The 12888-nt window shown below is 34.1% G+C and carries 20 protein-coding genes; 8 read left to right on the top strand and 12 right to left on the bottom strand.

Annotated elements, in window-relative coordinates:
• Positions 1-56: 56 nt before the first annotated feature.
• Positions 57-1145 (top strand): tyrosine-type recombinase/integrase, encoded by a 1089-nt coding sequence (locus tag A33I_RS04745; protein WP_022627318.1) that lies wholly within the window; start codon positions 57-59, stop codon positions 1143-1145.
• 109 nt (positions 1146-1254) lie between these two features.
• A complete protein-coding gene (locus A33I_RS04740; RefSeq protein ID WP_031311416.1) occupies positions 1255-1935 on the top strand; it encodes a YwaF family protein in 681 nt (226 codons plus the stop codon).
• A gap of 87 nt (positions 1936-2022) precedes the next feature.
• Here the strand turns inward: A33I_RS04740 and A33I_RS04735 are convergent, their stop codons facing one another.
• Together A33I_RS04735 and A33I_RS04730 are read right to left on the bottom strand one after the other, a co-directional pair.
• Positions 2023-2316: a hypothetical protein gene (locus A33I_RS04735; protein ID WP_022627316.1), complete on the bottom strand. Its 294-nt coding sequence runs from the start codon at positions 2314-2316 to the stop codon at positions 2023-2025.
• 167 nt (positions 2317-2483) lie between these two features.
• Positions 2484-4001 (bottom strand): carboxypeptidase M32, encoded by a 1518-nt coding sequence (locus tag A33I_RS04730; protein WP_022627315.1) that lies wholly within the window; start codon positions 3999-4001, stop codon positions 2484-2486.
• A gap of 182 nt (positions 4002-4183) precedes the next feature.
• On the opposite strand from A33I_RS04730, the gene A33I_RS04725 reads away from it, so the two are divergent.
• Positions 4184-4510 carry an iron-sulfur cluster biosynthesis family protein gene (locus A33I_RS04725; protein ID WP_022627314.1) on the top strand — a complete coding sequence of 109 codons (327 nt, stop codon included), beginning with the start codon at positions 4184-4186 and terminating at the stop codon, positions 4508-4510.
• A 19-nt stretch (positions 4511-4529) separates the two neighbouring features.
• Here A33I_RS04725 and A33I_RS04720 read toward each other — a convergent pair whose 3' ends face one another.
• Complete coding sequence (locus tag A33I_RS04720) at positions 4530-4784, bottom strand: DUF2564 family protein (protein WP_041203333.1); 255 nt, start codon at positions 4782-4784, stop codon at positions 4530-4532.
• 437 nt (positions 4785-5221) lie between these two features.
• Positions 5222-5434 carry a hypothetical protein gene (locus tag A33I_RS04715; protein ID WP_022627312.1) on the bottom strand — a complete coding sequence of 71 codons (213 nt, stop codon included), beginning with the start codon at positions 5432-5434 and terminating at the stop codon, positions 5222-5224.
• A 239-nt stretch (positions 5435-5673) separates the two neighbouring features.
• Here A33I_RS04715 and A33I_RS04710 point away from each other — a divergent pair, with 239 nt between their 5' ends.
• Complete coding sequence (locus tag A33I_RS04710; protein ID WP_022627311.1) at positions 5674-5889, top strand: helix-turn-helix domain-containing protein; 216 nt, start codon at positions 5674-5676, stop codon at positions 5887-5889.
• A gap of 21 nt (positions 5890-5910) precedes the next feature.
• On the opposite strand, the gene A33I_RS04705 is transcribed toward A33I_RS04710, so the two are convergent.
• From A33I_RS04705 to A33I_RS20760, 4 genes are all read right to left on the bottom strand, one after another.
• Entirely contained in the window at positions 5911-6468 is a 558-nt protein-coding gene (locus tag A33I_RS04705) for a hypothetical protein (protein WP_022627310.1), read from the bottom strand.
• On the bottom strand, positions 6452-6835 hold the full coding sequence (locus A33I_RS04700) for a hypothetical protein (RefSeq protein ID WP_022627309.1): 384 nt from the start codon (positions 6833-6835) through the stop codon (positions 6452-6454). Before A33I_RS04700 ends, A33I_RS04705 begins: the two co-directional genes overlap by 17 nt.
• 119 nt (positions 6836-6954) lie before the next feature.
• A complete protein-coding gene (locus A33I_RS20155; RefSeq protein ID WP_083477586.1) occupies positions 6955-7161 on the bottom strand; it encodes a hypothetical protein in 207 nt (68 codons plus the stop codon).
• Complete coding sequence (locus A33I_RS20760; RefSeq protein WP_022627308.1) at positions 7121-7270, bottom strand: hypothetical protein; 150 nt, start codon at positions 7268-7270, stop codon at positions 7121-7123. Before A33I_RS20760 ends, A33I_RS20155 begins: the two co-directional genes overlap by 41 nt.
• Positions 7271-7467: 197 nt before the next feature.
• On the opposite strand from A33I_RS20760, the gene A33I_RS04695 reads away from it, so the two are divergent.
• Both A33I_RS04695 and A33I_RS04690 read left to right on the top strand, forming a co-directional pair.
• A complete protein-coding gene (locus tag A33I_RS04695) occupies positions 7468-7668 on the top strand; it encodes a helix-turn-helix transcriptional regulator (protein ID WP_022627307.1) in 201 nt (66 codons plus the stop codon).
• A gap of 139 nt (positions 7669-7807) precedes the next feature.
• The gene (locus A33I_RS04690) at positions 7808-8281 is read left to right on the top strand and encodes a hypothetical protein (RefSeq protein WP_152976433.1); all 474 of its coding nucleotides are present in this window, start codon (positions 7808-7810) and stop codon (positions 8279-8281) included.
• 42 nt (positions 8282-8323) lie between these two features.
• Here the strand turns inward: A33I_RS04690 and A33I_RS04685 are convergent, their stop codons facing one another.
• Complete coding sequence (locus A33I_RS04685; RefSeq protein ID WP_022627305.1) at positions 8324-8575, bottom strand: DUF3006 domain-containing protein; 252 nt, start codon at positions 8573-8575, stop codon at positions 8324-8326.
• A 15-nt stretch (positions 8576-8590) separates the two neighbouring features.
• Positions 8591-10222, bottom strand: coding sequence for an S-layer homology domain-containing protein (locus tag A33I_RS04680; RefSeq protein WP_022627304.1), 1632 nt, complete (start codon positions 10220-10222; stop codon positions 8591-8593).
• Between the two features lie 478 nt (positions 10223-10700).
• Between A33I_RS04680 and A33I_RS21405 the strand changes: the two genes are divergently transcribed.
• Positions 10701-10829 (top strand): hypothetical protein, encoded by a 129-nt coding sequence (locus A33I_RS21405; RefSeq protein WP_022627303.1) that lies wholly within the window; start codon positions 10701-10703, stop codon positions 10827-10829.
• Positions 10830-10949: 120 nt separating this feature from the next.
• On the top strand, positions 10950-11270 hold the full coding sequence (locus A33I_RS04675; protein ID WP_022627302.1) for a hypothetical protein: 321 nt from the start codon (positions 10950-10952) through the stop codon (positions 11268-11270).
• A 76-nt stretch (positions 11271-11346) separates the two neighbouring features.
• Here the strand turns inward: A33I_RS04675 and A33I_RS04670 are convergent, their stop codons facing one another.
• Together A33I_RS04670 and A33I_RS04665 are read right to left on the bottom strand one after the other, a co-directional pair.
• Positions 11347-12339, bottom strand: coding sequence for a hypothetical protein (locus A33I_RS04670; protein ID WP_022627301.1), 993 nt, complete (start codon positions 12337-12339; stop codon positions 11347-11349).
• 148 nt (positions 12340-12487) lie between these two features.
• Positions 12488-12844, bottom strand: coding sequence for a hypothetical protein (locus tag A33I_RS04665; RefSeq protein ID WP_022627300.1), 357 nt, complete (start codon positions 12842-12844; stop codon positions 12488-12490).
• Positions 12845-12888: the final 44 nt, after the last annotated feature.

The following is a 12888-nucleotide window of genomic DNA, read 5'->3' as shown; positions in this document are numbered from 1 at the left end:
AATCAACATTTCACAGAACGTAGATTTTACGTTAAACTACTAATGAGGTGAATACTGTGTCATTCTTTGCAAAATTAAATGAGTTACATAAGAAGACTGATATAAAGACAGATTTCCTGCCAGAGGCAATTAAACAGCAATATAGAAAAATAGAACAGCTTCCTCTATTTATCCAGCAATATCTCATAAGCCGTGTATCACTCGGTTATTCTAAGCAGACGATTCAAAGATATATTTATGACTATCATTATTTTTTCCATTACGTAAAAAGAGTCTCAGAAGATCCTTCTTTCCAACCAGCAGCTGTCACATTAGAAGATTTTTTACAAATTGAAAAAGCAGCGATTGAACACTACATTACCTCTCTCTCTCTTGAGGTTGAAAATGAGCCGAGAACGATTAACCGAAAAATTTCTGCCTTGCAATCGCTATTTGATTACCTTGTAAAAAAAGGAGAGACTACAACGAACCCAGTTCTTGGTGTCGAGCGTCCAAAGGTCGGGAAGCGAGATCCTGTTTTCTTGACAATCAACGAAGCTCAGCTATTGTTAAAAGCAGTTAAAGACACTAGCAGTCTATCATTCAGACAAAAAAAGTATGCAGAAAAACTATTAGCGCGTGATTATGCCGTTATTTATTTATTAATAAGTTCAGGCTTACGAATTTCGGAGTTAGCCAATGTAAAGATGAAGGATTTTGATAAAGGAGAGAACATTCTAAAAGTACAAGGGAAAGGAAATAAAGAGCGCAGCATTCCGCTCTCCTATGAAACAATTGACGTATTAACTTACTATCTTGACTCCCTGCCAATTAAATCGCGACCTAAGCAAAGTGAAGACCATCTGTTTATTGGGTACGATTTTCAAAGCCAAGAATATACGAAGCAGGTAACAGTCAGCGCATTGCAAAAGATGATTCAGCGTCAATTACACCGAGCAAAACAATATGCACCGTCTCTGCAACATAAACCGATCACTGCTCATAAACTACGCCACAGCTTTGCTACAGCACTTGTATCAAAAGGAGTGGATGTCTTAACCGTTCAAAGTCTTCTCGGTCACGAATCGGTTGCCACTACACAAGTTTATGCCCATGTTCAAGACGATGCTAGAAAAGAAGCGATCACAAGACTCTCCATTTCATAAATGAAAATTGTTTTTTTATGGTAAACTAAAGCGAACAACTTATTACTTGAGGTGATGTTTTATAGATACGATTTTTGCTCCAGGGCAGTATGCAGAGGCGCCTCTCTTTTTGTCTACAGCCCATTTACTTTCTATAGGTATCTTACTTATTCTATCGGTTCTGCTCTATCTACACCGCCATAAACCATACATGCAATCATTCGGCAGATATGCACTGATATGCTTGCTGATTTTATCAGAAGTGAGCTTTCTCGCCTGGACAGTCCTATCCGGAATTTGGGATGTGAGATTTCATCTGCCTGCACAACTTTGTACGATCAGTTTATTTATTTGTATTTATATGCTGATTACGCGTCAGTCATTTATATTTGAAATCGTCTATTTCTTTGGGTTAGCTGGTGCGCTGCAGGCCATTATTACACCAGATTTATTTTATACGTTTCCTCATTATCGTTTTTTTCATTTTTTCATCGCTCATGCCGCGATTATTCTAGCCATTCTCTATATGGCCTGGGTTGAAAAATACCCAATCACTTGGAAATCAGCTTTAAAATCATTTGCTGCCTTAAATGTAATTGCACTTCTCGTTTTTTTCATTAACGTTCTAACAGGTGCAAATTATATGTTCTTAGCTCACAAACCAGTAGGACCAAGCATTCTTGATTTCCTCGGTCCTTACCCATGGTATATTTTTCAGCTTGAGTTCATTGCTCTCTTTATGTATGGACTGCTATATGTACCTTTTCTATTAGTTAAACAACCATCTCACCAAAAACAAGGAGCTGATTAGTCAGCTCCTTGTTCTGTATCTACCTCAGGCTGCCCTCACCCTTTTTGAGTAAAACAACCTATATAAATATAGAAACCTCTCTAATTTTTAATGAGCGATTTCCCACTTCTCAATTTCCATCCCGTTGTTAAATAAAAAATGTTTATCCTCATCTTCCAGTCGGCTGCTTCCTGCTGCAAGAATAACCGTTCCATATACGGCTGCCACTTCATCTCGATGCTTTCTCCAGCCTTCTTTATGACAAAAAGCCGCATACTCTTCTCCATTTGATTTGTATATAAACTCACTGTATGGACCGCCAAGAATTTGTTCGATTTCTTGTTTATTGTTTATTTTTGTTTTAAATGGCTCTTTTCTCGGTTCGAAAATCACAATATCCATCTACATGATCACCTCTAGCACAAGTATAGGATAACTTGCTATATTCTATTCAATTTGGTTGTTCTTTGTTTAGTTACCTGTCCTATAATTCAGAATTTAATAAGGTATGTGAAATTATAATAATTTAAGCAAATTAAAAAGAGCTGCAATATATGCAGCTCTTTTGCTTAGAGTTTGTATAGACGGCGATATTTTTCTTCTAAGTAGCGAACAAGCGGTTTGGAGTCAATGCCGCCGCCTGTTGTATCTTTAATAATATCAGCTGGCTTCTTCATTTTTCCAAACTGATGAACATTATCCGTCATCCAGCTCTGAATTGGTGCATACTCTCCTGTACGGATCAGCTCATCAAATTGAGGAAGATCGTTTTCCAACGCTTCTTTTAATTGCGCTGAATAAATATATCCTAATGCATAAGACGGGAAGTAGCCGAATGCACCAAACGACCAATGTACATCCTGAAGTACTCCTTCGCCATCATGACTCGGTCTGATCCCTAAATACTCTTCCATCTTCTCATTCCACAGACCCGGTAGATCACGCACTTCAATATCCCCCTGCATTAATGCTTTCTCAAGCTCATAACGAAGAATAATGTGCAGGCAATAAGTCAGCTCGTCACTTTCGATGCGGATTAATGAACGTTTCGACTGATTAACAGCAAAGTAGAAATCTTCAAGCGACACATCATCAAACTGGCCAGATGAATGCTTTTTCAGCAAGTCATAATTACGCTCCCAGAAGCCGAAGTTCTTCCCAACAAACTTTTCCCAGAACAATGACTGTGATTCATGAATTCCCATTGACGTGCCGTTACAAAGAGGTGTACCGATCAAGTCTTGAGAAATATTTTGTTCATACAGCGCATGACCGCCCTCGTGAATCGTGCCAAACAACGCAACACGGAAATCAGCTTCATTGTATTTTGTTGTCACACGTACATCATTCGGATTAATGCCTATAGCAAACGGGTGTACCGTTTCATCTAAACGCCCTGCACCAAAGTCATATCCGATTTCCTTTAAAATATCTTTACTTAACGCTTGTTGAGCTTCACGAGGAAAGTTTTCAAATAAAAAGTCTGTCTTTGGCTGATGGCTTGATTCAGTGACACCTTTGACTAGAGGAATCAGCTGATCGCGAAGCTCGCCAAACACTTTATCGATCGTATCAACAAATACACCTGGCTCATAATCATCTAACAATGTATTGTATGGGTTGCCGTTATGTCCTAAGTAGCCGACAAAACGTTTCTTAAACTCTACAAGCTTCTCTAAGTTCGGTTTGAACATCTCAAAATCAGCTTTATCCTTAGCTTCCTCCCAGATTGATTCTGACTGCGATTGAAGCATCACATATTCCTTATACTCATCTTTTGGAATTTTTAAGTTCCGCTCAAATTCTTTATGACACTGCTCTACACTTTTACGAGTAATTTCTGATAGATGCTCTTTTGCACCCTCTTCTCGCAATTCACCTAAGAAGCTTCCCATCTCCTCTGATGTTGATAATTGAAACAATTCTGATGAGAGCGTTCCAATCACTTCTGAACGCTGCTGGATTCCTTTTTTCGGAGCACCTGTTCTTGCATCCCAAGCTAGGAGAGATAAAGCCTGTCCGTAATCCTCCATCTTCTTAGTGTATGCTAGAAAATCTTGTTCTACTTTTTTGATACGTTCACTCATCTTTTATCCACCTTTCAATTATGTAAGTATTTTACATTTAATTATGCAAGTTTAAATTTCAACATTTGTTCCTTTCATTCAATTCGTCATCCGAATCAAATTTCCTGCTTCTTAGCAACGTTTTTTCTAGGAACTTGTCGAATTTTATGATATTGTGGAAAGGATTGAAGGGGGTACATTAAATGAATTTGAAATTAACAGAAAGCGCAAGCACTTTTTATATAAATGAGATCCCTTTACAAAAAGGAGATACTCTTCGTTTGTTTGTTCGAGTCGGCGGAGTTGGCTCAGGCGGCTTCTCAGTTGGAGTCATTAAAGATTCACCACAAAAAACATCTTATACGTTAAACAAAAACGGAGTTACTTTTTTTGTGAATGAAGACGATTTTTGGTATTTGGACGGGATGACAATCGATTACAATGAAGATTTGGGATATCTCGATTTTTACAGTCCTAAATTTGAGCAGACCGATCATCCAGATTTAGAAGACGAACAAATAAAAAAATAACCGGCTCAATGGAGCTCGGTTATTTTTTTGCTTCATTTAATTGTGTATCTGCCTTCTCAAGCAGCTCTTCTGAAAATTCAAAGAAAGCAGCGTCTACGCCTGTTTGATGGGAAGCCGCTTTTTTGTATTGTTCCCTCGCTTGATTTACAGCATCTGTTGCTGCTTGAAGCTGATCAGGGTCCATACTCATTGTCGCTTGACCGACCATGCGCTGCGCAGACTTAATCGCCATTTCTACTTGCTTTAACTCATTATACGGCTCACTCATTATCATCCCTCGTTTCGATGTTCTCCTTACATACTATGCACCTTTTTGGGATTAAATATTCATTAAGCAATTACTTGTTTACATAATAATATTATAGTGAAATATATAAAAAAAGCTGCTCATTATGAACAGCTTTACTGCGTTGATTAGTTTATTTCTTCCTTACGAGGTGGACGAGGCCCAAAAAATTGATAATAATCCGTTTTAATATTCCCGTTATAAAGCTTCCGTTTTTTATTTGCCAAGCCTTTATATATCAAGGGTTTGTTATGTATTAACCATATTCTTATTCAGTTTATGAGTAACTTAATATTTAGTATTTCTAAGACTATTTTAAGGTCTTAATGATACTAAATATAGAGCAGATATCCACAGAAATCAAGTGGTTTTTATTCATAAAGAGAAATATTAATGAATATAATAAGATTTTTATTACTTAATTACTACCCCTCCACCACTTCTATAACTTCAGCCTGATGACCCATAATCTCCAGCTTAACCTTTTCGCCATATATGTGGTTCATCTCCACATTTCCAACATCAGCAGACTCCATTGACACCAATCGTAAAGCTTCTTGAATGGCTTTCTCGGCAGTTTCTTTGCAGATCCCTTTTAATTGAGCTTCTATTGTGAGTGTTATGTGAGCGTTATACATTTTTATTCCCCCATATTATCATTTAAAAAAATTACATTTAAATACATTTTTACAAAATAACTTAATAATTGTAACATTTTTAAGTATTTTAAAGTATTTCTGAGCACTAATATCTTTAACTTTCTAAAGATATAATAACTCTTTTCAAAGGTTAGGTCAATCGTTATTTTCAACTTTCTAAAGATAAGTTATAATATTTAAAGAAAATCTTTATATAATAAATTAAAGGAGGTCAATAAATGATTACATACGCACCTTTAATGGCAACATTACATAAAAAGCAAATATCGAAAACAGAGCTTCAAAAAGGAATTGGTACTTCATCTGCTACTATTGCAAAAATAAGTAAAGACCAGTATGTTTCGATGAAGATTATAAATAATATCTGTGCTTACCTTGATTGCAATGATATTAATGAGGTTATTGAATATGTTAAAGAAGACCACAAAGCATAAATATGCTCGGTGGTCTTCTTCCTATTTTTTTCTCAATATCTTGGTAGCTTCCCCTTTCTCATATTTAGATACAAAATCAATGAGTAATATCTCCAATACTCTCTCTACGGTGAAATGATGATCAGCATACACTTTACTCATATCTGCTAACAGCACCTCTAACCTTAATACATCCTTCCGTTCAATTCGCAATCTAATTTTTGACCAGTCAACAACTTTTTCTCTATTCATTGGATATAAAGGCTTTATTTCATCAGATAAGTTTTTATAATGTTTTAATCTAACATTGTGGGTAGACTTATCGAACTTTAAAAATAATGAATGCATGTACTTAATGTTTTGTTTCCGCTTCACATAATCAACAATATCTTCCAAGAGGAACTGTACAAGATCATCTAATTTATAGTGCTCCTCAGTTAAATCTGCCACATCTTCACACAAGTTCTTTGCTCTAAATAATAGCTCATTTTGCAGAAACAACTTCACTGAAACTGTTGAAGAGGTCAGTACTCTCCATATTACTGAACGTTGATTCTCTATTTCCTTTTTTATCAAGTTCACTTCACTGAATGCCCTCAAACACAATCTCCCCTCTCTCTAGCTTTAATGAAGACATAAATATCCGGTGTGTAGCTTTTCTGATGCTTCTGCATTGCCATATTGCAGCATAGTAACCTATATCATCATGAATCTCTCTATTAACCTTTATGTGAACTGTAAGACCTGTATTTCGATACTCTGATTCATCAAACACTTTGGTTCTGCCCAATGCACTTTTTAATAATTGCGTACAATATTTTGTTTCAGATTCACCACGTCCAATGGATGCTCTAATGATAAATTCCTTTTCATCAGCAGTTACTGGAATCTTAATATCATACTTGGCATCCGAACGTTTCCTTCTAATTCTCTTCTCACTTTGGTTTAACATTGGATTGATGTACATCCTTCCCCACCTCTCCTTTTTTAAATATTTTATTCAATAAGTTTGGGTAACCAGTCAACTGGGTCTTTATAAATCAAGGGGGGAGAAGGTAGAGGATCAGTAATATGACCCTCGTATGACTAACTTAGATCTAACTTAAATCCCCCATTTTCTGTACGTACAACTTGTTTCTTTACCGAAGACTTCGCTGTTCCCTCTTCCATATCACGTTGTATTAACCGCTTAATATAAGCTGAGAAGTTTGTAAATCGACTTGTATGATCTAGCAAGAGCTGTTCGTATGGATCAGACAGGTTGAATGAAACACTTTTTGTTTTCTTGCTCATACTTTGCTGCCCCCATCTCTTTAATCTTCTTTTTACCTTCCACAGTTAAATAAATTTGACCAGCCTTCTGCATTTGCTTTATCATCTCTTGAAATTGCATTGTATTCATACTCTCATATAACCTCCTTCTTACTGTGATAGTAATTAATACTCAGCAATGCCCAAAATAATAACTGAAAAGTATAAAATAATTTAATATAAATACTATTTTATAGCTTGTTTATATTTTAATTATCTTTATTGATACAAAAGTTAGTTAAGGTTAAAATGATATTAGTGAAGATTCAAAAAAAAGGATGGCAGAGGATGTTAAAACCAAAAATCAAAGTTAGATTGGCTGAATTAGAGATTAAACAAGTGGATATATATAATGAATTTGGTGTCACAAAGATGACGTTTAATAACTGGGCTACTGGTAAGTCTAGACCAAATTTAGAGCAAGCATTTGAATTGGCTAAAAGGTTAAATTGCAAGGTTGATGATTTGTGGGAGTATATAGAGAAATAAGAATTACGGAAAATCTAAAGAAGGAAATTTAAAATATATCTGAGGATAGTGCTTAAAGTAATAAATTATCAAGCTATTAGTTATGGTTTATGACTAATTTTATATTATTTTAAACTGCTTAGAAGGGATTTATTTATTGATGATTAATGGATTAATTAAAGACTTTTTACCAGTTTTCAGTGCTTTGATTGGAATTTATTTAGGTTCATATTTAACGAGCAAAAATCAACGTAATTTATTTAAACAGCAAGTCCTATGGGAAGAACGCAAAGAATATAAAATAAAAGAAGAAAATAAACTTGCGGCTTACAATAAAATACTTTTATTAAATCGAGAACATCCAGTTATTGATCACGATATCCAACATGGTAGCCCAATATTGTTTGATGTTGATAACTATGAAAAATACATGCGCCCCATCCTTTATGATAATTATCACTTTATCGACCAAGACGTTCTCAATTGCTTAGAAAATATAGAAGGATCGCTTAAAATATATGAATACAATCAAGAAATCACTGGAGAAGAGCATTTTGACCTATGTTCTGGATTTAATGAATTATTAAAGCGAGTGAAGGATCATATAAAATTATATAGAGATAAAACTTTATAATGAAAACAAAAAACCTCACCCAATTTAGGTGAGGTTTTTTGATTACTTATTCTTATTCTTTAATTTCTCTAATAATGATTTAGCTTTATTTAAAGCATCCTCTGTTTCAGCTTTGAGAAGATTTGCTTCAATTATTTTACCTTCTTCACTAAATGATACTTCAAGCATATCTCCTTCGCTTATATGGGAAGGTAATTCTGTTACATTTATGTCTCTTTGGACTGCTTCATTGTCCTTAAGTAGTAAGACCGCTATTTGACCATCAACTATTCTGTCGACAATATATTTAGCCAAGCAAACACGCCCTTCTTAATTTACAGTAATTTGATCTTTCATCCTTTCAAATGTAGCATCACCAATTCCGCTGACATTCTTTATCTCTTCAATATTTTGAAAAGCACCGTTTACAGCTCTATAATCAATGATACGTTGTGCAATAACTTCTCCTACACCAGTAATGAACTGAAGCTCTTCTAAACCAGCTGTATTGATATTAATTGGATAAGTAGGAGTTTCATCAATAGGATCGTCAATAATAGGATCTGAACCAGGCTGGCCGTTATCGTTTTGTTTTTCTACTGTATAATTGTTACCATCTGAATACACAACCACACTTCCACCAATTGTTGTATAAATATCCTTAACGCCAATTTCTTTTAGTAAGTCTAAAACTTCTTGATGAGGATGTCCATATGAATTACCTTCTCCCACGCTGATAATAGCTGTTTCAGGCAATACATTTGTAATGAAATATGGTGTCGTGCTTGTACGAGAGCCATGGTGACCTACTCTTAGAACATCAGATTGTACATTAAATTGCTCTACAATACGATGTTCCGCTGTTTCTTCTGCGTCACCAGTGATTAAGTATTTAAATTGATTATGCGTTAAATGAAGTGCAATAGATGAATCATTAAGACTATCTCCCTCAACCCCACTATTTACAATACGGATATTTAAAGATGGATCAAGATTGATTGTACCTCCAATTGAAGCTACCTCAAATGGAATGTCATGATCATCAATGTAAGTTAAGTAATTTAAATACGTTTGAGATGTATGTGGAATCCCACTATCTAACACATTATTCACTTGAAATTCACTCATAACTTGCACTGCTCCACCTACATGATCTGCATGAGCATGAGTGATTACCAAATGATCAATTGTACTTACACCCGCCTGTTTTAAGTAGCTAACGACTTTTTGTCCCGCAGTTTGAGTTCCTGCATCAATTAACATCGTTTGTCCATTTGGAGCAATAATTAACGTAGCATCTCCTTGACCTACATCAATATGATGAATCTCTACATCATCATCAATAGGTAAAGGTTTTGCTACTCTAAAATCTTCATTAAGAGTTCGAGCTAAAAATGCTGAGAACTCATCACGTTGAGTGTTATTGCTCGGTTTAAAAGTCTGGTCTGGATAACCTACTGTGATACTGTTAGAAGCAATTGCTTGGATACTTGAGTAAAATAGATGATCTTTACCAACGTCTTTAAATTCTCTATCCCAAGAACCAGATAAATTAAAAGCTCTTTGAAGGATAGCTGCCATCTGACCTCTTGTTAATGGATCACGAGGAGAATAGTTCCCTCTATAACCTGCAATAATACCTTTTTCCGCTACAGCAGCGATAGCATCATGTGCAAAATAATTCTTTGGCACATCATTAAATGGTGTGTTCTCTACAGCAGGAGTATCTAAATTTAAAGCACCAGCTATCATTAATGCTGCTTCACCACGTGTCACATTTTGAGTCGGAGCAAAGTTACCGTTTGGTAATCCATTAATAATTCCCTTTTCTGATAAATAGTTAATCTCCTGAATACCCCAATGATTTTCAGATACATCAGGAAATTTTGTAGCTGCACTTACAGGTGTAGTAAATAAACATACTACAAGTACGAGACTTAAGAGTGAACTAAAATATTTCATAATTAACCTCCTTATTTTTTATATTCCTCTTAAGTCTATCATCATTTATTTAACAATTTAATAGAAAGTCAATAAGATCCCCCAAACCCTTATGAGTTTTTCAGTATTTAGTTTTTTATAATTACATATTTAAATTAAAGATAAGCACCATTCTTACTTTAATTATAATGAGTTCATCATAGCCATAAAGGGGTCAATTTTCTCCTGAAGTAGAGATTAATCAACTATTCATGTCGCAATAATGAAATTGGTTCAAATTAACGGAAAAATAAAACATAACATCAGTTAACCTCATATTTACTTGTCTTTCTTTACTTTTTGAAGTTTGACAAATCAGGATTAAATTTAATTTAACACAACATGTAGTGGTTATTTCCGAAAAAGGAATACTATATATTGAATCAGGGTATAGACTTGTGGTAAGCTTGTTTCAGAGTTTGGGTGGGGATATTTAACAAAATTATAAGGAGGAATTATCATGGGAGTAAAAATCAAATTAGATCAAAGGAAATTAAAAAGTGCGTTAAAGAAAATCGAAGATCAGGTTAGAAAAGAGGTAAAAATAATGGAAAGGAATATTAACCGAGATATAAAAAAGGGACTCTAAGTACTGGTAATACTTAAAGTCCTTGAGATTTACTGTCGCTAATATTATACAAAAAAATCCTTAATATTTAAATAAGAAATATTCCCAACCATACTCACTTTCTAATTAAAGGGGTAATTTATGGATCACATCTTACTGCAAGTTTTAGTCCCTATAGCTACTGCTGCTATTTCTTACTTTGCTGCAATTAATAAATCAAAAAAAGAGCTAGATATCGTTAAGGAACAATGTAGTAATGAAATTAATAAAATTAAAATTCAGTCTGAACATGAATTAAATAAATTGGAACTAGAAATTGATAAGCAAGCAAGTCTTTATGAAAAAAATACTCAAGTAGATTTAACAAAAGAAATATTATCTGGTGTTTTCAGTTCTTCTAATTTAAACGAATTAGTTTCTAACACCATGTCACGTGAATTCCAAAAGAAATTCAAAAACTAGCCATAACACGCCCACTTGTATTAAAGTGGGCTTAAAAATATATTTAATTCCTTAATTCTTCAGAGGAGGGAGTGGTCTAGTCTTGAATAGCTGTCACTATCCCATCCTCTAAATACACATATTTATAGTTAGGATAGACCCATTGTTCTCTAACACCATAAGCAGTTGTTGTTCTGTTTATCTTTTGAGGTTTTCCCCAATCAGTATTTTTTACTTCTTCTTTAGTCATTCCAATTCTAGGTTTTGCATTCTTAGATTTTTCTATTGCTCTTAACTTTCTATTTTCTTCTACTCTTTCTTTATGCCATGCGTGTTTTTTTACCGCTTCTTCTCGTTCCTCAACTGTTGTATATTTAGCTGCAAAGGCTTGAATTTCATCACTAAGAATACCATTATAATCTGGATCAATTAAAAGTACGTTTCTCCTAGCTTTTATACTTGTTTCTCCATTCTCATATGGTATTAGATCAATTAAAGCTTCCCTATAATTGTTCATAGTTTCAATTGTAAAGTCATCTAAATGTTGAGTATAATCATCGATTAAATCATATTCCTGTTTATCGAAAGCAGATTTAATCAGTGGCAACATTTTTTCAGCTTCTTCTCTCATATTATCTACACCGCTTTGTTTAGAATGCTTCATAGTATCTTCTAAGCCCACTTTAATTAATTCGTCAATATCATCAAATCTTGAGTCAGATAAAACACTATTGAACAAGATACCTTCATCTTTGAGTGTATTTAAATATTCAAATTCTTTATCATCTATAATTTTCTCAATAAGACTCAAATATTGATTCTTTGCTGACTTTTTATTTTGATTATCCTGAATGTCATCATACTGTCTAGGAAAATTCTCAAAATATAAAGTTAGATCATCTTGATTACTTAACACTTCAAAACGATATAGTATTTCATCATCTCTATTTTTTTCAGGACTAGAATTGTTCTCAGCCTGAACTATATCATTTAATTCATCATTTGTTGATTTTCCATTTGTGCTAGAAGAACAACTTATTAAAATTAAACATATCAATAAAATAAATAATGAGTAAAAAATCTTCTTCATTTCTCCCCCACCACTTTCCATTTTTAAGAAAATAATAACATATATACCTATGACATAGTACCTAATATATAGAAATATTTACTAATTTAATGATATGGAAGAAGCGATGTATTATAGGAGTTAATGATTTATTTATCGGGGGATAAAATCATAAATCATATTTACGGCTACGATTTTTAATAGCAATCCTCATCAACTTTAGGCTTAAAGCTATTGTGTCAAACTCCTCTTCAGTTATCTCTTCCATATGACAGACTTTATTTCTAATTGGTATCGCTTTTTCAATAAACATTAAATTTGTATGGGAAATGGCTCGATTGCCCCTGTTATGTTGTTTTTGAAGCAAGTGATAAAGCTTTGTGAGTGTCAATAATGGAGGGATTTCTTCAGGGTCATAATACTTTTTGTTGAGAACAATTATGTCTTTAATGTGATTTTCCAATTCATACAGCATTAGATATGCTTCGAGGTTATAAGACGAGGGTATGTATTCTTTCACTTTCAATTAGGGTCACCGCCTATTTATTTTTGTATTTAAATTCTACAAAA

It is taken from the genome of Alkalihalophilus marmarensis DSM 21297 (assembly GCF_000474275.2).
GTDB lineage: Bacteria > Bacillota > Bacilli > Bacillales > Bacillaceae_D > Alkalihalophilus > Alkalihalophilus marmarensis.
The sequence above is the reverse complement of the archived record's forward strand: the minus strand, read 5'-3'. Positions and strand labels throughout refer to the sequence as shown.